Here is a 20,887-nt window from a genome sequence, read left to right on the forward strand (position 1 = left end):
GAGCGTGGGAACGATCATCGGAACTGTCGCCACCGTGCAAATCTCGGTCGCTACAGTTCGCTTTTAGCCTCTCGACGCTGCGTAATGTTCTGGGCACGGTGCACGAAGACACCGGTCCCTGACAATAATCTGCCGCGCGAGAAAGCTCCCTATGACAAGCACCAAAGGTTTGTTCACCCGCTGCCTTTCAATCCTCTGCGGCACTGCTCTGCTGAGCACCAGCGTCCTGGCCAACGACCCCGCTTCCTGCAAGACCGTACGCATGGGCGTGGTCAACTGGACCGACGTCATCGCCACCAGCGGCATGGCTGACGTATTGCTCAACGGCCTCGGCTACGAAAGCAAACAAACCAGTGCCGTGCAGCAAATCATCTTCGCCGGCATCCGCGACAAACGCCTCGATACCTTCCTCGGTTACTGGAAACCGGCGATGGATAAAAACATCGCCCCGTTCGTGGCCGCCAATCAAGTGAAGGTCATGGACAAACCGAGCCTCTCGGATGCCCAGGCGACCCTTGCCGTGCCTGACTATGTTGCGGCGGCGGGCCTGAAAACCTTCGCCGACATTGCCAGATTCAAGAATCAGCTCGGCGGCAAGATCTACGGCATCGAGCCGGGCAGCGGCGCCAACACCACGATCAAAACCATGATCGAGACCAATCAATTTGGCTTGAAGGATTTCAAACTGATCGAGTCCGGTGAGGCCGGCATGCTTGCCGCCGTTCAGCGGGCGGTCAATCGCAAGGAGTTTGTGGTGTTCGTCGGCTGGACCCCGCACCCGATGAACATCAACATGAACATCGCCTACCTGACCGGCAGCGAAGACGTCTACGGTCCGAACGAAGGTGCGGCGACCGTTTCCACCGTGACCGCGCCGGACTATGCCGAGCGTTGCCCGAACGTGAACCGCCTGCTGGCAAACCTGACCTTTACCGCGGCTCAGGAAAGTCAGTTGATGGTGCCGATCATGGAACGCAAGACACCGCAGGATGTTGCCAAACAGTGGCTGCGTGATCATCCCGAAGATCTTCAGCGCTGGCTGGCGGGTGTCACCAGTGTTGATGGCAAGGAGGGTGTGGCAACCGTTCAGGCCAGTTTGAAAAACTGACTGGTCGAGCGGGATCACTGTGGCGAGGGGGGCGCAGAACCTGTGGGAGCGTGGCTTGCCCGCGAAGAACGATGACGCGTAATACCTGAAAAACCGCGGTGCATTCTTCGCGGGCAAGCCACGCTCCCACAGGATTTGCGTCGTTCAAATTTTTTGACTTCCTCTATTTGGCTGGCTGCAGGCTCATGGCTTTTTATCCACTCTCTGAACAGATGGCGGCTTTCGTCGAGAAAACCCTCAGCTTCAACAGCACCGACAGCACCCTCACCGGTTTGCGTCAGGCCTACAGCGAGATGTGCCGGGCGTTTACCCCGCCGCATCCCGCAGGTCTTGAGGTGGTCGATTTCGAATTGGCGGGAGTGGCGGTGCGCGCCTGGCAACCGCCGGTCAAACCACCGACCAGCGGTTGGCCGTGCATTGTGTACCTGCACGGTGGCGGTTGGGTGGTGGGGGATCTGGATTCTCACGCCTTCATCTGTGCTGAGCTGGCATCGGTGCTCGGCGTGTTGGTGATCGCCGTCGATTATCGGCTGGCGCCGGAGTATCCGTTTCCGGCGGCGTTCGATGACTGCCTGAGTGTCTGGCGTGCGTTGCACACAGGACCGTTTCGGCTCGACCCTGCGCGGACCCTGGTGGCAGGCGACAGTGCTGGCGGCAATCTCGCTGCCGCGTTGTGTCTCGCCTTGCGCGATACCGGCGAGCCAGCGCCGTGCGCGCAGGTTCTGATCTATCCGGGGCTGGGCGGTGACCACCGATTGCCGTCACGCAGCGAATGCGCCGATGCGCCATTGCTCAGCAGCAGCGATCTGGATTGTTATCACGCGTTGTATTTAGGCGGAGCCCGACAACCGGGTGCCTATGCGATGCCCTTGCTCGCCGATGATTTCAGCGGTCTGCCACCGGCGTTGATCGCCGTGGCGCAGTTCGACCCGCTGCGCGATGACGGCGTGCTTTACGCCGAGCGACTCAACGCCGCTGGCGTGAGCGCAACGCTTTACTACGGGGAAGGACTGGTTCACGGCTGTTTGCGGGCGCGGGGGCAGGTCGCCGAAGTCGACCGACTCTATGAAACCCTGCTCGGCTATCTGGCTGAGACGACGGGCTGACAAACTCTGACGCTGTAAGGGGCATGCTCATTGAAGTAATTCGGGTTTATGATGCCGGACGGCAGAATAATAGAAGTCCCCCCAGGGATGACCTCGACCCCTTACGGAGCGCGCAATGCAGACTTTGTACCCGCAGATCAAACCCCACGCCCGGCACGATCTGGCCGTCGATAAAACCCACACGCTGTATGTCGACGAAAGCGGTTCGCCAGAAGGTTTGCCGGTGGTGTTCATCCACGGCGGCCCTGGCGCCGGGTGTGATGCCCAGAGCCGTCGGTATTTCGATCCGAACCTGTATCGCATTGTCACCTTCGACCAGCGTGGTTGCGGTCGCTCCACGCCCCACGCCAGCCTGGAAAACAACACCACCTGGGATCTGGTCGCCGACCTCGAGCGGATTCGCAAGCACCTGGGCATCGACAAATGGGTGCTGTTCGGCGGCTCCTGGGGTTCGACCCTGGCCCTGGCCTACGCGCAAACCCATCCGGAACGCGTGCTCGGTTTGATTCTGCGCGGGATTTTTCTCTGCCGTCCCCAGGAAATCGAGTGGTTCTACCAGTGTGGCGCCAGTCGCCTGTTTCCCGATTACTGGCAGGACTACATCGCGCCGATCCCGCAGGATGAGCGCCACGACTTGCTCTCGGCGTTCCACAAACGCCTGGTCGGCAACGATCAGATCGCCCAGATGCACGCGGCCAAAGCCTGGTCCATGTGGGAAGGCCGAACCGCCACCCTGCGGCCGAATCCGCTGGTGGTCGACCGCTTCTCCGAGCCTCAGCGTGCGTTGTCCATCGCCCGTATCGAGTGCCACTACTTCACCAACAATGCTTTCCTCGAGCCGAACCAACTGATTCGTGACATGGCCAAGATCGCCCACCTGCCTGGCGTCATCGTCCATGGTCGTTACGACGTTATCTGTCCGCTGGACAACGCCTGGGAACTGCATCAGGCCTGGCCGAACAGCGAATTGCAGGTGATTCGCGACGCCGGCCATGCGGCGTCCGAATCGGGCATCACCGATGCCTTGGTACGCGCCGCTGATCTGATGGCCCGTCGTATGCTCAACTTGTCGCCTGACGAAGCATGAAGGGCCTGCTGCAACGCGTGCGTGGCGCGCGAGTCGAGGTTGCGGGAGAGGTGGTTGGGGCGATAGATCAGGGATTGCTGGTGCTGGTGGCGGTCGAACCCGACGATACGCGGGCCAGCGCCGACAAACTTCTGCATAAACTGCTTAACTATCGAGTATTCAGCGACGCCGAAGGCAAGATGAATCTGTCTTTGGCGGACGTAGGCGGTGGGTTGCTGCTGGTCTCACAGTTCACCCTGGCCGCCGACACCAAAAACGGGTTGCGCCCCAGTTTTTCGACTGCGGCTCCTCCGGCTTTGGGCGAGGAGCTGTTCGACTATCTATTGGGCAAAGCGAAACAGGTGCATGGCACTGTGGCATCAGGTAGATTCGGCGCGGATATGCAGGTGCACCTGGTCAATGATGGCCCGGTAACCCTCCTGTTACAGACGTGAAAGCGCTTGAAACATCTTTTTAAGTGCATTTCGACTGAAAACAGGGGCTTTTCCCGATAAATACTTGGTTCCCCCTGATGCGTTGTAACGCGGCCTACTAGATAATCGCGCGCTACGGGGATCAGCGTTCGTTGGTCCGTTTTGACTTAGGTAGAGACTTGTCCGGGACCTGTTGGGGAATCATTTTGCCCCATAGGAGTCGGAACAATGCTCGCCAACTTGGCAAGAGTCGTTGGCAGGGTCGGTTTTTTTCCACCGCACACCGTGCTGGCACTTTAACTGGCCGTTGGTTTTTTGATCTGTTTTCGGCGAGGGTTGCTCGTGATTGTTAGTCCCTGTAATGCACCAAAATTGTCTGCCAAACGGTTTCGAAGCGCTCTGGTAGCAGGCTCTGCACTGCTCTGCCTGTTCAGCGCCGGCCAACTTTGGGCATTCAATCTGGATGACGTATCGGTCAAGGCAAAAGAGCTGGCCGGGCAAAAATACGAAGCCCCGCGCAGTAACCTGCCGAATGAATTTCGCGAGATGAAATTCGCGGACTATCAAAAAATTCGGTTCCTCACTGAAAAGGCCGAATGGGCGAACCAGAAAACCCCATTCAAGCTGTCGTTCTATCACCAGGGTATGCACTTCGATACGCCGGTGAAAATCAACGAAATCACAGCCAACACCGTCGAAGAGATCAAATACGACCCAAGTCGTTTCGATTTCGGCGACGTGAAGTTCGATCCTAAAGCCACCGAACAGCTGGGTTATGCCGGTTTCCGTGTGCTGTACCCGATCAACAAGGCTGACAAGCAAGACGAAATCATGACCATGCTCGGCGCGAGTTATTTCCGCGTCATCGGCAAAGGGCAGACCTACGGGCTGTCCGCTCGCGGCATGGCCATCGATACCGCGTTGCCGTCCGGCGAAGAGTTCCCGCGCTTCACCGAGTTCTGGATTCAACAGCCGAAGCCGGGCGACAAGCATCTGGTGATCTTCGCCCTGCTGGATTCGCCACGTGCCACCGGTGCCTATCGCCTGACCCTGCGTCCGGGCAGCGACACGGTTGTCGACGTCAAGGCCAGGATGTTCCTGCGTGACAAGGTCACCAAGCTCGGCGTTGCGCCGCTGACCAGCATGTACCTGTTCGGCGCCAACCAGCCGTCGAAAGTGCTGAACTACCGTCGCGAACTGCATGATTCCAGCGGCCTGTCGATCCATGCCGGCAATGGCGAATGGATCTGGCGCCCACTGAACAATCCGAAACACCTGGCCGTGAGCAACTTCTCGATCGAGAACCCGCGCGGTTTCGGTTTGCTGCAACGTGGCCGTGACTTCAGTCACTACGAAGACCTCGATGACCGCTACGACAAGCGCCCAAGTGCCTGGATCGAACCGAAAGGCGATTGGGGCAAAGGCTCCGTCGATCTGGTAGAGATTCCTACCGCCGACGAAACCAACGACAATATTGTCGCTTTCTGGAGTCCGGAAAAACTGCCTGAGCCTGGTCAGTCCCTGGACGTTGCCTACCGCATGCACTGGACCATCGACGAAGCCTCCCTGCATTCGCCGGACAGCGCCTGGGTTCAACAGACCCTACGTTCCACGGGTGACGTCAAGCAGTCGAACCTGATTCGTCAGCCGGACGGCAGCGTGGCCTATCTGGTGGATTTCCAGGGCCCGTCCCTGCAAGACCTGCCGGAAGATGCTGAAGTACGCAGCCAGGTGAGCGTTGGCGACAACGCAGAACTGGTCGAGAACAGCGTCCGCTACAACCCTGAAACCAAGGGCTGGCGTCTGACCCTGCGGATGAAGATCAAGGATCCGGGCAAGTCCACCGAGATGCGTGCAGCGCTGGTCAAGAACATCACGCCTGCCGAGGCGATCAAGACCGCGGCACCAGCGTCCAGCTCTTCCGTTGCCAAGGCCGACAAGATTGCCGCCCGGCAGCAGGAGAAGAAGGACAAGCAGGCTGAAGCACAAGCCCAGGCCCAGCAAGTCAAGGATACCAAGGACAAGGACAACAAAGACGCCAAGCAGCCTGTCGCTGCCGAAGCGGCCCCAGCCACAACGGAATCGGCACCGACTGAACAAGTCCTGACCGAGACCTGGAGCTATCAGTTGCCCGCCGATGAGTAATTCACACGTACAGCCACAAACGCTTGCCGAGTACCTGGCGCATTTGCCGATGAGCGACGAGCAGCGCGCGGAACTCGCGGGCTGCAAGTCTTTCAGTGAACTGCACGAACGTCTGTCGTCCTCGACGTTCGACGCGCCGACCGAGGCTGCTCAAGCCTCGGTCGGCCGGCGCCTGACCCTGAACACCGCCGAAGAACTGGCGGACGCGGAAATGCTGGTGCTCGACGCCAGTGGCCGGGTTTGCCTGAAGGCAACCCCACCGATCCGTCGGACCAAAGTCGTGCCGGAGCCGTGGCGCACCAACATTCTGGTGCGTGGCTGGCGTCGGCTGACCGGTCGCACCAATCCGCCAGCACCGCCGAAAGATGAGAACGTGCTGCCGGCGGCTCGCTGGCGCACCGTCGGTTCGATCCGACGCTACATTCTTCTGGTGCTGATGCTCGGTCAGACGATCGTCGCCGGTTGGTACATGAAAGGCATCATGCCGTACCAGGGCTGGTCGTTCGTCGATCTTGAAGAAGTCCTGCATCAACCGCTGAGCCAAACCGCCACGCAAGTGCTGCCTTATGCCTTGCAAACCAGCATTCTGATTATGTTCGGGATTCTGTTCTGCTGGGTCTCGGCCGGTTTCTGGACTGCGCTGATGGGCTTCCTCGAGTTGATCACCGGCCGTGACAAATACCGCATTTCCGGCGCCAGCGCCGGCAACGAGCCGATCGCCAAGGACGCACGCACCGCACTGGTGATGCCGATCTGCAACGAAGACGTGCCGCGGGTGTTCGCCGGTTTGCGGGCGACCTTCGAATCGGTTGCGGCCTCGGGTAACCTGGATCGCTTCGACTTTTTCGTACTCAGCGACAGTAACGACGCCGACATCTGCGTTGCCGAGCAGCAGGCCTGGCTGGACGTCTGCCGTGAAGCCAAGGGCTTCGGCAAGATCTTCTATCGTCGCCGTCGCCGCCGCGTAAAACGTAAAAGCGGCAACCTCGACGACTTCTGCCGTCGTTGGGGCGGTGACTACAAGTACATGGTCGTGCTCGACGCCGACAGCGTGATGAGCGGCGAATGCCTGAGCAGTCTGGTGCGCCTGATGGAAGCCACGCCGGACGCCGGGATCATCCAGACCGCGCCGCGTGCGTCGGGCATGGACACCCTTTATGCGCGTATGCAGCAGTTCGCCACGCGTGTGTATGGTCCATTGTTCACCGCCGGTCTGCACTTCTGGCAGTTGGGCGAATCCCACTATTGGGGTCACAACGCGATCATCCGCATGAAGCCGTTCATCGAGCACTGCGCCCTGGCGCCGTTGCCCGGTAAAGGCGCATTTGCCGGTGCGATTCTGTCCCACGATTTCGTCGAAGCTGCGCTGATGCGCCGTGCCGGCTGGGGCGTGTGGATTGCCTACGACTTGCCGGGCAGCTACGAAGAACTACCGCCGAACCTGCTGGACGAACTCAAGCGTGACCGTCGCTGGTGCCACGGTAACCTGATGAACTTCCGGCTGTTCCTGGTAAAAGGCATGCATCCGGTGCACCGTGCGGTGTTCCTGACCGGCGTGATGTCGTACCTGTCTGCGCCGTTGTGGTTCTTGTTCCTGGTGTTGTCGACGGCCTTGCTGGCGGTTAACACGTTGATGGAGCCGCAGTACTTCCTGGAACCGCGTCAGCTCTATCCGCTGTGGCCACAATGGCAGCCGGACAAGGCAATTGCGTTGTTCTCGACGACCATCGTGCTGCTGTTCCTGCCGAAGTTGCTGAGCATCATCCTGATCTGGGCCAAGGGCGCGAAAGAGTTCGGTGGCAAGTTCAAGGTGACGCTGTCGATGCTGCTGGAGATGTTGTTCTCCATGCTGCTGGCGCCGGTGCGGATGATCTTCCACACCCGTTTCGTACTCGCCGCGTTCCTCGGCTGGGCCGCGACCTGGAACTCGCCACAACGTGACGATGACTCGACGCCATGGAGCGAAGCGGTAAAACGCCACGGTCCGCAAACCTTGCTGGGCTTCCTCTGGGCGCTGTTGGTGATCTGGCTGAACCCGAGCTTCCTCTGGTGGCTGGTACCGATTGTCGGTTCGCTGATGCTGTCGATCCCGGTATCGGTGATCTCCAGCCGTGTCGGCCTGGGCCTCAAGTCCCGTGACGAAAGCCTGTTCCTGATCCCTGAGGAATACAATCCGCCACAGGCGTTGCTGGCAACCGACCAGTACACCCATGAAAACCGTTGGCATGCGTTGAACGACGGCTTCGTCCGGGCAGTGGTCGATCCACAGCAGAACGCCTTGGCGTGCGCGCTGGCGACATCCCGTCACCGTCAGGCCGAGCCAATCGAATGGCTGCGTATCGAGCGGGTTCGCCATGCGATGAAGGTCGGGCCTGCCGGGCTGACCAACGACGAGCGCGTGGCCCTGCTGAGTGATCCGGTCGCGCTGGGTCGCCTGCATGAGCAGGTCTGGAGCGAAGGCCATGCCGAGTGGCTGCAAGCCTGGCGCACATCGGTGGATGCCGATCCCCATGCGCCGCTGTTGCCGCTCAAGCCTGTGAGCGCGCAGCCTCAGTTGGCATAATGAAAAACCCCGCGAAAGCGGGGTTTTTTTTGTGCTGCGCCCAGCATGATCGTTCCCACGCTCTGCGTGGGAATGCCTCAACGGACGCTCCGCGTTCGGCTTTAGATGGGACGCGGAGCGTCCCGGGCTGCATTCCCACGCAGAGCGTGGGAACGATCAGTCACCAGCGTCGATCAACAAATCCCGCGTAACCCCTTGTGCAAACGAACGAGTGCGTTAGCATCCGTCCCCGAATTGGTGCGCCCGGACAACTTTCTGTTCGTATCTGCCGGTTTCTCAAGGGAAACCGGCAGTTTGCGTGCCTCACAACGCGATGGTTTTGGGGACTTGATGATGAAGAAGTATCTCTCGATGCTGCTGGTCGGCGTCACGGCATTGGTTGCAGTCAACGCGGCGCAGGCCGGTGCCATCGACGACGCGGTCAAGCGCGGCACGCTGAAAGTCGGCATGGACCCGACCTACATGCCGTTCGAAATGACCAACAAGCGCGGCGAGATCATCGGCTTCGAAGTCGACATCCTCAAAGCCATGACCAAAGCCATGGGCGTCAAGCTGGAACTGGTGTCCACCGGCTACGACGGCATCATCCCGGCCCTGCTGACCGACAAGTTCGACATGATCGGCAGCGGTATGACCCTGACCCAGGAGCGCAACCTGCGCCTGAACTTCAGCGAACCGTTCATCGTGGTCGGCCAGACGCTGCTGATCCGCAAAGAGCTGGAAGGCACCATCAAGTCCTATAAAGACTTGAATACCGCCGATTACCGCATCACCTCCAAGCTCGGCACCACCGGTGAGATGGTCGCCAAAAAACTCATTTCCAAAGCCAAGTACCACGGCTACGACAACGAGCAGGAAGCGGTGCTTGACGTGGTCAACGGCAAGGCCGACGCCTTCATCTACGACGCGCCTTACAACGTTGTGGCGGTGAACAAGGTCGGCAACGGCAAACTGGTGTTCCTCGACAAGCCGTTCACCTACGAGCCGCTGGCTTTCGGCCTGAAGAAGGGTGATTACGACAGCATCAACTTCATCAACAACTTCCTGCACCAGATCCACGAAGACGGCACCTACGATCGCATCCATGACAAGTGGTTCAAGGACACTGCCTGGATCAAGGACATGGAATAAGGCTCGGTCATATAGACCGAGTCGCTCCATTCGCGGGCAAGCCTCGCTCCTACAGGATTCACGTTTGCCATCCAAACGTGGGCGCGACACAAAACCTGTAGGAGCGAGGCTTGCCCGCGAAGACGGCCTCCCTGGCGACACAGAATTCGGAACCTTCAGACTCAATGAAACATAAAAAAGCCCAATGGCCGTGGCACGTGTTGACCGTGCTGGTGCTGATCGGCCTGGCTGGCGCGTTGTATTACGCCACCTCGCTGATGTCCTACGAATGGCGCTGGAATCGAGTGCCGCAGTACTTCGCCTACCACGCCGAAGAATCCCAACGTGCGGCGGACATATCTACTGTCAGCGAACTGGTGCGCAAGGGCGATAAAGCCGAAGTCACCCTGCGCAATGATGCCGGGGACGAGCAGCACCTGACGGTCGACGACAACAGCCTGCAAGTCGCTCAAGGCGATGATGTGGCCGAAGGCGACGTGATTGGTGTAACTCGCCATTGGGCCGCAGGACCACTGATGTGGGGTCTCTGGACCACATTGTGGTTGTCCATGGTGTCTGGCGTGCTTGGCTTGCTGATCGGCCTGCTCACGGGCCTCTGCCGTCTGTCGAACAACCCGACCCTTCGTGACCTCTCGACGATCTACGTCGAACTGGTGCGCGGCACGCCGCTGCTGGTACAGATTTTCATTTTCTACTTCTTCATCGGCACCGTGATGAACCTCTCCCGGGAGTTCGCCGGGATCGCCGCGCTGTCGCTGTTCACCGGCGCCTATGTGGCGGAGATCATCCGTTCCGGCGTGCAATCGATTGCACGCGGCCAGAACGAAGCCGCACGTTCACTGGGGCTGAGTGCCGGTCAGTCGATGCGCCACGTGGTGCTGCCGCAAGCGTTCAAACGCGTGCTGCCGCCGCTGGCCGGGCAGTTCATCAGCCTGGTCAAGGACACCTCGCTGGTGTCGGTAATTGCGATTACCGAGCTGCTGAAAAGCGGTCGTGAAGTTATCACCACCTCGTTCTCGCCGTTCGAAATCCTGTTCTGCGTGGCCGGGCTGTACCTGTTGATCAACCTGCCGCTGTCGAAAATCGCCAGCCGGCTTGAGCGGAGGCTCGCGCAAAGTGATTGAAGTCCGCGACCTGGTAAAAGTCTTCGACACCCGTGGCCAAGTGGTTCGCGCGGTGGATAACGTCACCACCCAGGTGGCCAAGGGCGAAGTGCTGGTGGTGATCGGTCCGTCCGGTTCCGGCAAGTCGACCTTCCTCCGTTGCCTGAATGGCCTGGAAGAGTTCGACTCGGGCTCGGTGAGCATCGACGGTTTGCAATTGGCCGACCCGAAAACCGACGTCAACGCCTACCGCCGCGAAGTCGGCATGGTGTTCCAGCATTTCAACCTGTTCCCGCACATGACCGTGCTGGAGAACCTCTGCCTGGCGCAGAAAGTCGTGCGCAAGCGCGGCAAGAAGGAGCGCGAGGCCAAGGCGCTGGCGTTGTTGGAAAAGGTCGGTATCGCGCAGAAGGCCAACGAGTTTCCGTCACGCCTGTCCGGTGGTCAGCAACAGCGTGTGGCCATCGCCCGGGCATTGGCGATGGAGCCGAAGGTCATGCTGTTCGATGAGCCGACTTCGGCGCTCGACCCGGAAATGGTCGGTGAAGTGCTGGATGTGATGAAAACCCTGGCCGTGGAAGGCATGACCATGGTCTGCGTCACCCATGAAATGGGCTTCGCTCGGGAAGTGGCGGATCGGGTGCTGTTCTTCGATCACGGCAAACTGCTGGAAGACGCCTCACCGGCCGAATTCTTCGATGCGCCAAAGGATCCGCGGGCGCAGGCGTTTTTGCGGCAGGTTCTCTGACGGCGGCGACCTTACGACCGCCATCGCGGGCAAGCCCGCTCCCACAGGAGTAGCGTGTTGAACACATTACCTGTGAACAACAGAGATCCTTGTGGGAGCGGGCTTGCCCGCGATGGCATCACCTCGGTCCCAATCGACTGAGGTCATTGAATAGCCTTAAACCTTGAACCGCCCCACCAGCATCTGCAAATGCGTCCCCAACCGCGCCAGCTCGACGCTGGAGGCCGCGGTCTCTTCACTGGCGGCCGAGGTCTGCTCGGACACATCACGCACGTTCAGTACGCTGCGGTTGATCTCTTCGGCCACCGCGCTCTGTTGCTCGGCAGCGGCGGCGATCTGCTGGTTCATCGACTGGATTGCCGACACGGTGCGGGTGATGCTTTCCAGCGAGCTGCCGGCGCGGCGGGTCAGTTCGACGCTGCTGTCGGTCAGGCTACGGCTGTTGTCCATGATGGTCGCGACTTGCTGAGTGCCGGTTTGCAGGCCGACGATCAACTCTTCGATTTCTTCGGTGGACTTCTGGGTGCGCTGGGCCAGGCTGCGGACTTCGTCAGCGACCACCGCAAAACCGCGCCCGGCTTCACCGGCGCGAGCGGCTTCGATGGCGGCGTTGAGCGCCAGCAGGTTGGTTTGCTGGGCCACGGACTTGATCACGTCGAGCACGCTGCCAATCTTGTCGCTTTCGCGTTTCAGATGCCCCATGGCTTCGGTGGAGTTACCGACTTCGGTCGCCAGGCGTTCGATCTGGGCGATGGCTTCGCCAACCACCTTGTCACCCTCGCGGGCTTGCTGGTCGGCGGCAACGGCGGCTTCGGACGCTTCTTCGGCGTTGCGCGCGACTTCCTGCACGGTGGCAGTCATTTCGTGCATGGCGGTGGCCACCTGATCGGTCTCGACCTTCTGGCTGTTGACCCCGGCGCTGGTCTGCTCGGTGACGGCGGACAGCTCTTCAGCGGCGCTGGCGATTTGGGTCACGCCATCGCTGATGCCACCGATCAACTCTCGCAGGCCCAGGGTCATGCTCTGCATGGCGCGCTGTAGCTGACCCAGTTCATCCTGACGTTCGGAGATGAGATTGTGAGTCAGGTCGCCCGCGGCGACACGCTCGGCCACTTTGAGGGTCTGGCTCAGAGGAATGACGATCTGGCGAGTGATGGCCCAGGCGGCGAACAAACCAAAGGCCGACGCCAGGACAGTAGCCAACAGCAGCATGTTCTTGGCATGCGCTGTGTCGGTGTCACGTACGACAGTTTGCGAGGCAGTGAGCTTTTTGCTGGTGTCGAACAGAATGTCGCCTTGCGCGCTCATACGCTTGAAGGCTGCAGCGCTGGCGACTTGGGAGTCGCGGAACTGGCTGACGGCCGCGCGATAGGCTTTGAGCGAGTCGGTCGCCTGTTGCAGGTTGGCGATATGTTGTTCCGGCAGTTGAGACGGCAGGCTTTCGAGGTTTTTCAGGGCGTTGCCGATGGCGTCCAGCGCCGGCTGCTCGGCCTCTGGCTTACCGCTGTAGGTGTAACCGCGGACCTGGAAGCGCGCTTGCTGGATCAGTTTGCTCAGGTCGATCACGCTGTTGAACTGAGCAATGCTGTCGCCTTGCAACAAGGATTTTTCGACTTCAGCGACCCGGGCCACGGCGTTATCGGCGGTGGCGCCCAGTTTGCTGCGAGCATCTTCACGGGTGACGGTGGCCTGAGTCACATCGGCGAAGGCGCGTTTGTACTCGCTGACCGCAGCCAATTGCTGGTCGATCATGGCTACGTCGGCAGGCTGCTCTATCAGGGTGCGAGCGGTTTTCAGGCCAGCATCGAGTTGGCCGATCAGCTCGTTGACGGCCCCCGGGCCTTGTTCGCCACGGCGCATGTCGTAATCCAGGCGGGCCAGGCGCAGGTCTTTGGTCAGCTCATTGAGGCTGGAAATAAACCCAAGCGTATCGCCACGACTGATCACACCGCTCAGACCGGTCCAGCCGGTGAAGGTGATCAACAAGGTCAGAAGCAGCACCAGACCGAAGCCGACACCCAGTTTGCGATTGACGCTTACATTTCCCAGTTTCTCGGCCAGCCATCGGTACATGCTGCTACTCCCTCGGACCATTAATCGGTTTTATGGGAACTGTATCGGCCGGCAAACGGCGTTCTGTAGGCGCGGCGCAATGTTCGGGCGGCGAGGGGATTGCCCTAATGTTAAGAAATTTGAGCGACGAAGATCCTGTAGGCGCGAGGCTTGCCCGCGAAGAATGCACCGCGGTTTTTCAGGCATGACGCGTCATCGTTCTTCGCGGGCAAGCCTCGCTCCTACAGGTTGCCCCGTCGCCACAGGTGTGATGTTTGATTTTAAAACAGGCGCGAAAGCAGCGCGGTGACGGCGGTTTCGACCCGCAGGATGCGGTCGCCAAGTTGCACCGGTTGCAGGCCGGCCTTGCCCAGCAAGTCGATTTCGTAGGGAATCCAGCCGCCTTCGGGGCCGATGGCCAAAGTCACGGGTTCGTCCAGGCCGCGAGGGCAGGGCGGGTAGTTGCCGGGATGACCGACCAGGCCGAGGGTGCCTTCGGTAAGGGCCGGTAGACGGTCTTCGACAAAAGGCTTGAAGCGCTTCTCGATGACGACCTCCGGCAACACGCTGTCCCGGGCCTGTTCAAGACCCAGGATCAATTGCTCGCGAATCGCCTCGGGTTCCAGGAACGGCGTTTGCCAGAAGCTCTTCTCGACGCGATAGCTGTTCACCAGCACGATGCGCGGCACACCCATGGCGGCCACGGTCTGAAACACTCGTCGGAGCATTTTCGGTCGCGGCAGAGCCAGCACCAAAGTCAGTGGCAGCTTGGCCGGTGGCGGCTGGTCGAGGGTGACGCGCAACTCGGCTTCATCGGCGTCCAGGCGCAGCAACTCGGCCGAGCCCATCAAGCCGCCGATACGTCCGACCCGCAGGCTGTCGCCAACCACCGAGCGGTGAACTTCCTGCATGTGGGTCAACCGGCGATCGCGCAGGATCGCCCGGTCGGCCGCAATGAAGTCGGCCTCTTCTAGAAGCAGCAGGTTCACGCTTGGGTCGCTGGCGGCTGGTCGTTGTGGTCGTCAGCCGGCTGGTCGTCCGGATGCTCGCCACGCTTGCTGATCAGGCTGCCGAACAGGATGCCGATTTCGAACAGCAACCACATCGGTACAGCCAACAGCGTCTGCGAGAAGATGTCCGGCGGCGTCAGAATCATGCCGACCACGAAGCAGCCGATGATCACGTACGGGCGGATTTTCTTCAGGTAGGCGACGTTGACCACGCCGATCCACACCAGCAGCACCACGGCCACCGGGATCTCGAACGCCACACCGAAGGCGAAGAACAGCGTCATGACGAAATCAAGGTAGCTGGTGATGTCAGTCATCATTTCCACGCCGGCCGGGGTGGCGGCGGCGAAGAACTTGAAGATCAGCGGGAACACCAGGAAATAGGCGAAGGCCATGCCGGTGTAGAACAGCAGAATGCTGGACACCAGCAACGGCACCGCGATGCGCTTCTCATGCTTGTACAGGCCCGGCGCGATGAAGCCCCAGATCTGATGCAGGATCACCGGGATCGCCAGGAACAGCGAGACCATCATCGTCAGTTTCAGCGGCGTCAGGAACGGCGACGACACGTCGGTGGCGATCATCGTCGCGCCGGCCGGCAGGTACTGGCGCAGCGGCGTGGAGACGAAGGTGTAGATCTGCTGGGTGAAGGCGAACAGCCCGGCAAAAATGATGAACACCGCCACGACACAACGCAGCAGGCGAGTGCGCAACTCGGTGAGGTGCGAAACCAGCGGCATGTGCTGGTCGTTTTCGGGGAGATCGCTCATGGGGCTCGCGGCGGCAATGTTGGGTCGTGAGGGGCTGGCGCAACAGGCGTAGCCGCAGGAGAAACAGGTTCTACTGGAGTAGCAGGTTCAGCGGCTGCAACCGCTGGCACAACCTCAGCCGTCGGCGCATGAATCGTCTGCGTCGCTACAGGTTCCACCGGCGTTGGCTCCTGCTGAGTCGGCGTGAAGATTTTCCGCGCCTCCTGCTCCAGGGACAGAATGTGCTCGTTGTGCAGTTGCCGGCGAATCTCGTCGGCACCGATTTCACGTTCAACTTCCTGTTTGATCGCGTTGAAGCTGCGCTTCAACCGCCCGACCCACAGGCCGGCGGTGCGCGCAGCACCCGGCAGACGCTCGGGACCCAGCACCAGCAGGGCCACGAGGCCGACGAGCAGCAGTTCAGAGAAGCTGATACCAAACATTAGTCAGTGCTCACACGTCTTTGCGGATCGGCTCTTCGACTTTTTGCGCCTGCACGTCGATAGTGTGCGGCTGGTTCACCGAGGCCTGTGGCTGAACCGGCGGTACCGGTTGGGACGGCGTCGCGGTCGGATCGGCCGGTTTTTCGTCGTCGTTCATGGCTTTTTTGAAGCCCTTGATCGACTCGCCCACGTCAGTGCCGAGGTTTTTCAGTTTCTTGGTGCCGAACACCAGCACCACGACAACCAGGATGACGATCCAGTGTTTCCAGTCAAAAATGCCCATGTTGCGTTCCTCTCTAATAGTTGTTCAGGCGGACGGGCGAGAGGCTTTCTCGGCATGTCCGGACAGACCGAAGCGACGGTCCAGTTCATCGAGCACAGCCTGTGGATGCTGCCCCAGTTGGGCGAGCATGACCATGCTGTGGAACCACAAATCGGCGGTCTCGTAGATCACATCGCTGCAGTCACCGCTGATGGCGGCATCCTTGGCGGCAATGATGGTTTCGACCGACTCTTCGCCGACTTTTTCCAGAATCTTGTTCAAGCCCTTGTGGTACAGGCTGGCGACATACGAGCTGTCGGCGGCGGCGCCTTTGCGCTCTTCCAGCACCTGGGCCAGACGGGTCAGGGTGTCACTCATGGGTATGTCCTGCCGAGTAGATAGCGTGCGGGTCTTTCAGCACCGGGTCGACGGTTTTCCAGTCGCCGTTCTCGAAGACGCGGTAGAAGCAGCTCTGACGGCCGGTATGGCAGGCGATGTCGCCGATCTGCTCAACCATCAGGATGATCACGTCGGCGTCACAGTCCAGGCGCATCTCATGCAGGGTTTGCACATGGCCGGACTCTTCGCCCTTGCGCCACAGCTTGCCACGGGAACGTGACCAGTAAATGGCACGGTTCTCGGCAGCGGTCAATTCCAGTGCTTCGCGGTTCATCCAGGCCATCATCAGGACGCGTCCGGTCTTGTGATCCTGGGCAATCGCCGGCACCAGGCCATCGGTGTCCCACTTGATCTCGTCCAGCCAGTTTTTCATCTTCGACTCCGACGCGGGCTCTACTTCAATAGTTGAGGCCAATGTTCAAATTCAGCGTTGAAACAGTGTGCCAGCGTGCGGCGCGACTGGCTATCGGCGAACGACCAGATACAAGCCGACCGCCACCATGATTCCGGCGGGCCAATGCCCCAATTCGTTCAGCGGGCCACCGGCGGCGAGTATCGTGCCACCCGCCAGGTGAGCGGTGCCGAGCAACCGCAGGAACCAGTCGTCCTTACGCTTGTGCCAAGGGGGCGGCGGGTCGTTGGCGTGGGGCTGAGACATGCGCTCGAGCAGATCGCGGGCCATGTTGGCCAGATGCGGGATCTGCTCGAACTGGCTCTGCACGTTGCCGATCAAGGCTTTGGGGCTGACGCGTTCGCGCATCCAGCGTTCGAGGAACGGCTGGGCGGTGTTCCACAGATCGAGGTCCGGGTACAACTGACGGCCCAGGCCTTCGATGTTCAGCAGGGTTTTTTGCAGCAATACCAACTGCGGCTGCACTTCCATGTTGAAGCGTCGCGCGGTCTGGAACAGGCGCATCAGCACCTGACCGAAGGAAATATCTTTTAACGGTTTTTCGAAGATCGGCTCGCACACCGTGCGGATCGCCGCTTCGAATTCGTTGAGTTTGGTTTCCGCCGGTACCCAGCCCGAATCGATGTGCAACTGCGCGACACGCCGGTAATCACGCTTGAAGAACGCGAACAGGTTGCGCGCCAGATAGTCCTGGTCTTCCGGGGTCAGGCTGCCGACGATGCCGCAGTCGATCGCAATGTACTGCGGGCTCCAAGGTTGCACGGTGCTGACGAAGATGTTGCCGGGGTGCATGTCGGCGTGGAAGAAGCTGTCGCGGAACACCTGGGTGAAGAAGATCTCCACGCCCCGCTCGGCGAGCATTTTCATGTCGGTGCGCTGGTCGGCCAGGGTCGCGAGGTCGGTAACCTGAATCCCGTAGATACGCTCCATCACCAGCACTTTCGGGCGGCACCAGTCCCAATAGACTTGCGGCACATACAGCAGCGGCGAACCTTCGAAATTGCGCTTCAGCTGGCTGGCGTTAGCCGCCTCGCGCAGCAGGTCGAGTTCGTCGTAGATGGTTTTTTCGTAGTCGCTGACCACGTCCACCGGGTGCAGCAAGCGGGCGTCGGCCGAGAGTTTTTCTGCGGCGCGGGCGAGGATGAATAGCCACGCCAGGTCCTGGGCAATGATCGGTTTCAGGCCCGGGCGGATCACTTTGACCACCACTTCTTCGCCGGTTTTCAGCTGCGCGGCATGCACCTGCGCCACCGAGGCCGAGGCCAGCGGTTCGACGTCGAAACGGCTGAAGACTTCACTGATTTTTTTGCCAAGCTGCTCTTCGATCAGCCGGATCGATACTTGCGAGTCGAACGGCGGTACGCGGTCCTGCAGCTTCATCAGTTCATCGGCGATGTCTTCGGGCAGCAGGTCGCGGCGCGTCGAAAGAATCTGGCCGAACTTGATGAAAATCGGCCCCAGGTCCTGCAACGCCAGGCGCAGTCGCGCGCCACGGCTCAGGTCCAGCGTCTTGCGCGGAAACCAACGCCACGGCAAGGCATAGCGCAGCGCCAGCAAAAACCAGGGCAGTGGCAGGGCGAACAGCAAGTCATCGAGGCGGTAGCGAATCACAACGCGCTGGATGCGCAACAAACGGCGGACGGCAAGCAGCTTCATGCGTTATCGCTTGGGTCGAGGGATCGGGAAAGGCGCTCGAAACGCGCCTCGAGACGTTCCAGATCGAGCTTGATCTGGTCCAGTTCATTAAAACGGGCGTCAGCTTCGCGCTGACCGACGAGGGCGCGCGATTCTTCGGCCAGGTATTCGCCCAGGTTCTGGTTCAGACTGGCGAACCCTTGCTGATACCAGCGTGCGCGACTGCGCAGGTGACCGCCGACCAGTTGCGTGGCCACAGGTCCCAGCCAGCGCGAGAGTTCGTACTCCCAGTCCAGTTCGAGGTCCTGAAGGATCGCCGCCAGTTCCAGCAGCACGCCGCTGTCGCCGTCGAGTTCGACTTCCGGGGCATGCAGAATCGAAGTCTTGTCCTTGCTCGTTGCCAGTTTCAGCAGGCTTGAGGCCGGTGCGCGCAAGGTGCAGTCGGCGCCGGTTTCCCACTGGGAGGCGAGCATCAGGCCTTCGTCGCTGGGCAGGATGAACAGTTGCAGCGCCGGGTTGCGGCAATCGACGGCAATCACCCGGCCGCTCAAATGCGCCAGCCGCGGCAGCGCCGTGCTGTCGAGACGCAGCACCCGGTTCAGGCCGAGTTCAACGCTGGCGAGCAGGCCGGCCAGCAACATCAGGGTTTGATGCCACGGTGCAGGGCGACGATGCCTGCGGTCATGTTGTGATAGGTCACGCGGTCGAAACCGGCCTCGACCATCATCGACTTCAGGGTTTCCTGGTTCGGGTGCATGCGGATCGATTCAGCCAGGTAGCGATAGCTTTCCGAATCATTGGTGATCAGCTTGCCCATCAACGGCATGAAGGCGAACGAATAGGCGTCGTAGGCTTTGGACATCAGCGCGTTGGTCGGTTTGGAGAATTCCAGCACCAGCAAACGGCCGCCCGGTTTCAGCACGCGCAACATCGAGCGCAGGGCGTCTTCTTTGTGCGTCACGTTGCGCAGACCGAAAGCGATGGTCACGCAATCGAAATGGTTGTCCGGGAACGGCAGCTTTTCAGCATCGGCCTGGACGAATTCGACGTTGCCGGACACACCCAGATCCAGCAGGCGGTCACGACCGACCCTGAGCATGGATTCGTTGATGTCGGCCAACACTACCTGACCCGTCGGTCCCACAAGATGCGAGAACTTGCGGGTCAGGTCGCCAGTGCCGCCGGCGATGTCCAGCACGCGGTTACCGGTGCGCACGCCCGACAGCTCGATCGCGAAACGCTTCCACAGACGGTGCATGCCGCCCGACAGGAGGTCGTTCATCAAGTCGTACTTGGCGGCTACCGAGTGGAAAACCTCAGCGACTTTTTCCGCTTTCTGGCTTTCCGGAACGTTTTTGAAGCCGAAGTGAGTGGTGGGTTCGGCATCGCTGCCTTTGCGCTGATCAGTCATATCGCTGTCACCAAAAGAGAATGCGGGACATTCTAATCCCGGTGGCCTGCTTTGTCTTGGCAAGGCTGAAGGTAAGATAGGCAACTACCGGGACGTTTTGACGCATGCAGGGTCAAGATGTCTTGAGCAAGTCACGATAAAGCAGGAGTCATTCGATGGCCCGTATTAGTGTTGAGCGTGCCCACGGCCTGGGTAAGGAAGCGGCCCGCGAGAAGGCCGACAAGTTGGCGCAGAAACTGTCCGAGCAATATGGCCTGGAGCCGCAGTGGTCTGGCGACACACTGAACCTCAGGCGCTCGGGTGTAAAAGGGGCGGTGTATGTGGGCGAGGACTCGATCAAGGTCGATGTCGAACTGGGCCTGTTGATGTCCGCCATGAGCGGCACCATCAAATCGGAAATCGAAAGGGCCCTGGATAAAGCACTGACCTGATCCATTCTTTCTGTGGAATGAGAAACCCTGTGGGAGCGGGCTTGCCCGCGAAGACGATGTTCCTGCCGCAGAAGATATTGCGGATGTACAGGCCTCTTCGCGGGCAAGCCCGCTCCCACAGGTTCGGTGGCATAGTCACTTGTTTATGTCACTTGTTAGGGTGCCGTTTCTAATTATTCTCACTACTTTGTGCCTGAGCCCGACTCTCTGCGGGCAGTTCCTCGACCCTTCTGCGCGTGAGGTGCACCATGGCCAAAGTTATTTTGAAGAAAAAAGTCGACGTTGAGACTAACGCCCTGGGCGACGTCAAATCGTATGCCCGCAAGATCTGGCTCGCTGGCCTGGGTGCTTACACCAAGGTCGGCCAAGAGGGTAGCGAGTACGTTCAAGAGCTGATCAAGGCTGGTCAAGCTGTTGAAAAGAAAGGCAAAAAAGTAGTCACTGAAAAACTTGAAGCGGCCAATGCCGAGATCGATGAAGCCAAGAGTGAAGTGAGCACTTTCAAAGGCAAAGTTGAACTTCAACTCGACAAAGTCGAAAGGGCTTTCGATACACGTATCGCAAGTGCCTTGAATCGTATCGGCATTCCGTCTAAACATGACGTTGAGACACTCTCTGCTAAGCTCGATGAGCTGACGGCATTGCTCGAACGTGTCGCGCGTAAATCTTAAGGAGAACG

The 20,887-nt window shown here is 60.0% G+C and carries 21 protein-coding genes and 1 pseudogene; 11 read left to right on the plus strand and 11 right to left on the minus strand.

From position 1 onward, the window contains the following. Positions 1–151 precede the first annotated feature (151 nt). The 9 genes from AB7M22_RS28905 (at position 152) to AB7M22_RS28945 (ending at position 11,404) form a co-directional block, all read left to right on the plus strand. On the plus strand, positions 152–1,108 hold the full coding sequence (locus tag AB7M22_RS28905) for a choline ABC transporter substrate-binding protein (protein ID WP_454188540.1): 957 nt from the start codon (positions 152–154) through the stop codon (positions 1,106–1,108). 185 nt (positions 1,109–1,293) lie between these two features. After that, on the plus strand, positions 1,294–2,214 hold the full coding sequence (locus AB7M22_RS28910; protein ID WP_454188541.1) for an alpha/beta hydrolase: 921 nt from the start codon (positions 1,294–1,296) through the stop codon (positions 2,212–2,214). 115 nt (positions 2,215–2,329) lie between these two features. After that, on the plus strand, positions 2,330–3,301 hold the full coding sequence (gene pip / locus AB7M22_RS28915) for a prolyl aminopeptidase (RefSeq protein ID WP_454188542.1): 972 nt from the start codon (positions 2,330–2,332) through the stop codon (positions 3,299–3,301). Continuing rightward, positions 3,298–3,735: a D-aminoacyl-tRNA deacylase gene (gene dtd, locus AB7M22_RS28920; protein WP_454188543.1), complete on the plus strand. Its 438-nt coding sequence runs from the start codon at positions 3,298–3,300 to the stop codon at positions 3,733–3,735. The genes pip and dtd overlap by 4 nt, the downstream gene beginning before the upstream one ends. A gap of 321 nt (positions 3,736–4,056) precedes the next feature. Next, positions 4,057–5,859, plus strand: coding sequence for a glucan biosynthesis protein G (locus AB7M22_RS28925; RefSeq protein ID WP_454188544.1), 1,803 nt, complete (start codon positions 4,057–4,059; stop codon positions 5,857–5,859). Then, complete coding sequence (gene mdoH / locus AB7M22_RS28930; RefSeq protein ID WP_454188545.1) at positions 5,852–8,422, plus strand: glucans biosynthesis glucosyltransferase MdoH; 2,571 nt, start codon at positions 5,852–5,854, stop codon at positions 8,420–8,422. Before AB7M22_RS28925 ends, mdoH begins: the two co-directional genes overlap by 8 nt. Positions 8,423–8,755: 333 nt before the next feature. Continuing rightward, complete coding sequence (locus AB7M22_RS28935; protein WP_008005073.1) at positions 8,756–9,553, plus strand: transporter substrate-binding domain-containing protein; 798 nt, start codon at positions 8,756–8,758, stop codon at positions 9,551–9,553. Between the two features lie 164 nt (positions 9,554–9,717). Next, entirely contained in the window at positions 9,718–10,677 is a 960-nt protein-coding gene (locus AB7M22_RS28940; protein ID WP_454188546.1) for an amino acid ABC transporter permease, read from the plus strand. Beyond that, positions 10,670–11,404: an amino acid ABC transporter ATP-binding protein gene (locus AB7M22_RS28945; RefSeq protein WP_007899285.1), complete on the plus strand. Its 735-nt coding sequence runs from the start codon at positions 10,670–10,672 to the stop codon at positions 11,402–11,404. The genes AB7M22_RS28940 and AB7M22_RS28945 overlap by 8 nt, the downstream gene beginning before the upstream one ends. A 156-nt stretch (positions 11,405–11,560) precedes the next feature. Here AB7M22_RS28945 and AB7M22_RS28950 read toward each other — a convergent pair whose 3' ends face one another. From AB7M22_RS28950 to ubiE, 11 genes and pseudogenes are all read right to left on the minus strand, one after another. Next, a complete protein-coding gene (locus AB7M22_RS28950) occupies positions 11,561–12,433 on the minus strand; it encodes a methyl-accepting chemotaxis protein (RefSeq protein WP_447795463.1) in 873 nt (290 codons plus the stop codon). Beyond that, positions 12,419–13,498: pseudogene (locus AB7M22_RS28955) on the minus strand (methyl-accepting chemotaxis protein); the annotation flags it as partial. The gene AB7M22_RS28950 and the pseudogene AB7M22_RS28955, both read right to left, overlap by 15 nt. 239 nt (positions 13,499–13,737) lie before the next feature. Further along, a complete protein-coding gene (locus tag AB7M22_RS28960) occupies positions 13,738–14,445 on the minus strand; it encodes a 16S rRNA (uracil(1498)-N(3))-methyltransferase (protein WP_454188547.1) in 708 nt (235 codons plus the stop codon). Beyond that, the gene (gene tatC, locus AB7M22_RS28965) at positions 14,442–15,236 is read right to left on the minus strand and encodes a twin-arginine translocase subunit TatC (RefSeq protein ID WP_007899282.1); all 795 of its coding nucleotides are present in this window, start codon (positions 15,234–15,236) and stop codon (positions 14,442–14,444) included. The genes AB7M22_RS28960 and tatC overlap by 4 nt, the downstream gene beginning before the upstream one ends. Then, positions 15,233–15,658: a Sec-independent protein translocase protein TatB gene (tatB, locus tag AB7M22_RS28970; protein WP_454188548.1), complete on the minus strand. Its 426-nt coding sequence runs from the start codon at positions 15,656–15,658 to the stop codon at positions 15,233–15,235. Before tatB ends, tatC begins: the two co-directional genes overlap by 4 nt. Positions 15,659–15,668: 10 nt before the next feature. Further along, entirely contained in the window at positions 15,669–15,941 is a 273-nt protein-coding gene (locus AB7M22_RS28975; RefSeq protein ID WP_008005062.1) for a twin-arginine translocase TatA/TatE family subunit, read from the minus strand. Between the two features lie 24 nt (positions 15,942–15,965). After that, complete coding sequence (locus tag AB7M22_RS28980; RefSeq protein ID WP_007899279.1) at positions 15,966–16,298, minus strand: phosphoribosyl-ATP diphosphatase; 333 nt, start codon at positions 16,296–16,298, stop codon at positions 15,966–15,968. Further along, on the minus strand, positions 16,291–16,692 hold the full coding sequence (gene hisI, locus AB7M22_RS28985) for a phosphoribosyl-AMP cyclohydrolase (RefSeq protein WP_030129235.1): 402 nt from the start codon (positions 16,690–16,692) through the stop codon (positions 16,291–16,293). The genes AB7M22_RS28980 and hisI overlap by 8 nt, the downstream gene beginning before the upstream one ends. Before the next feature lie 90 nt (positions 16,693–16,782). Then, complete coding sequence (gene ubiB, locus AB7M22_RS28990; RefSeq protein WP_008005060.1) at positions 16,783–18,387, minus strand: ubiquinone biosynthesis regulatory protein kinase UbiB; 1,605 nt, start codon at positions 18,385–18,387, stop codon at positions 16,783–16,785. Beyond that, positions 18,384–19,007 carry a ubiquinone biosynthesis accessory factor UbiJ gene (locus AB7M22_RS28995; RefSeq protein ID WP_454188549.1) on the minus strand — a complete coding sequence of 208 codons (624 nt, stop codon included), beginning with the start codon at positions 19,005–19,007 and terminating at the stop codon, positions 18,384–18,386. Before AB7M22_RS28995 ends, ubiB begins: the two co-directional genes overlap by 4 nt. Continuing rightward, the gene (gene ubiE, locus AB7M22_RS29000) at positions 19,007–19,777 is read right to left on the minus strand and encodes a bifunctional demethylmenaquinone methyltransferase/2-methoxy-6-polyprenyl-1,4-benzoquinol methylase UbiE (RefSeq protein ID WP_454188550.1); all 771 of its coding nucleotides are present in this window, start codon (positions 19,775–19,777) and stop codon (positions 19,007–19,009) included. Before ubiE ends, AB7M22_RS28995 begins: the two co-directional genes overlap by 1 nt. Before the next feature lie 155 nt (positions 19,778–19,932). Here ubiE and AB7M22_RS29005 point away from each other — a divergent pair, with 155 nt between their 5' ends. Continuing rightward, positions 19,933–20,208, plus strand: a complete 276-nt coding sequence (locus AB7M22_RS29005) for a polyhydroxyalkanoic acid system family protein (RefSeq protein ID WP_030129232.1) — start codon at positions 19,933–19,935, stop codon at positions 20,206–20,208. Positions 20,209–20,456: 248 nt separating this feature from the next. Continuing rightward, positions 20,457–20,879, plus strand: a complete 423-nt coding sequence (locus AB7M22_RS29010) for a phasin family protein (protein WP_007899266.1) — start codon at positions 20,457–20,459, stop codon at positions 20,877–20,879. The last annotated feature ends 8 nt before the right edge of the window (positions 20,880–20,887 follow it).

It is taken from the genome of Pseudomonas sp. ADAK2 TE3594, assembly GCF_053628675.1.

Coding starts and splice junctions, on each gene's coding strand:
- AB7M22_RS28905 (WP_454188540.1), top strand. CDS start 152: ATGACAAGCACCAAAGGTTTGTTCACCCGCTGCCTTTCAATCCTCTGC.
- AB7M22_RS28910 (WP_454188541.1), top strand. CDS start 1,294: ATGGCTTTTTATCCACTCTCTGAACAGATGGCGGCTTTCGTCGAGAAA.
- pip (WP_454188542.1), top strand. CDS start 2,330: ATGCAGACTTTGTACCCGCAGATCAAACCCCACGCCCGGCACGATCTG.
- dtd (WP_454188543.1), top strand. CDS start 3,298: ATGAAGGGCCTGCTGCAACGCGTGCGTGGCGCGCGAGTCGAGGTTGCG.
- mdoH (WP_454188545.1), top strand. CDS start 5,852: ATGAGTAATTCACACGTACAGCCACAAACGCTTGCCGAGTACCTGGCG.
- AB7M22_RS28935 (WP_008005073.1), top strand. CDS start 8,756: ATGAAGAAGTATCTCTCGATGCTGCTGGTCGGCGTCACGGCATTGGTT.
- AB7M22_RS28940 (WP_454188546.1), top strand. CDS start 9,718: ATGAAACATAAAAAAGCCCAATGGCCGTGGCACGTGTTGACCGTGCTG.
- AB7M22_RS28950 (WP_447795463.1), bottom strand. CDS start 12,433: ATGCAGAGCATGACCCTGGGCCTGCGAGAGTTGATCGGTGGCATCAGC.
- tatC (WP_007899282.1), bottom strand. CDS start 15,236: ATGAGCGATCTCCCCGAAAACGACCAGCACATGCCGCTGGTTTCGCAC.
- tatB (WP_454188548.1), bottom strand. CDS start 15,658: ATGTTTGGTATCAGCTTCTCTGAACTGCTGCTCGTCGGCCTCGTGGCC.
- AB7M22_RS28975 (WP_008005062.1), bottom strand. CDS start 15,941: ATGGGCATTTTTGACTGGAAACACTGGATCGTCATCCTGGTTGTCGTG.
- AB7M22_RS28980 (WP_007899279.1), bottom strand. CDS start 16,298: ATGAGTGACACCCTGACCCGTCTGGCCCAGGTGCTGGAAGAGCGCAAA.
- hisI (WP_030129235.1), bottom strand. CDS start 16,692: ATGAAAAACTGGCTGGACGAGATCAAGTGGGACACCGATGGCCTGGTG.
- ubiB (WP_008005060.1), bottom strand. CDS start 18,387: ATGAAGCTGCTTGCCGTCCGCCGTTTGTTGCGCATCCAGCGCGTTGTG.
- AB7M22_RS28995 (WP_454188549.1), bottom strand. CDS start 19,007: ATGTTGCTGGCCGGCCTGCTCGCCAGCGTTGAACTCGGCCTGAACCGG.
- ubiE (WP_454188550.1), bottom strand. CDS start 19,777: ATGACTGATCAGCGCAAAGGCAGCGATGCCGAACCCACCACTCACTTC.
- AB7M22_RS29005 (WP_030129232.1), top strand. CDS start 19,933: ATGGCCCGTATTAGTGTTGAGCGTGCCCACGGCCTGGGTAAGGAAGCG.
- AB7M22_RS29010 (WP_007899266.1), top strand. CDS start 20,457: ATGGCCAAAGTTATTTTGAAGAAAAAAGTCGACGTTGAGACTAACGCC.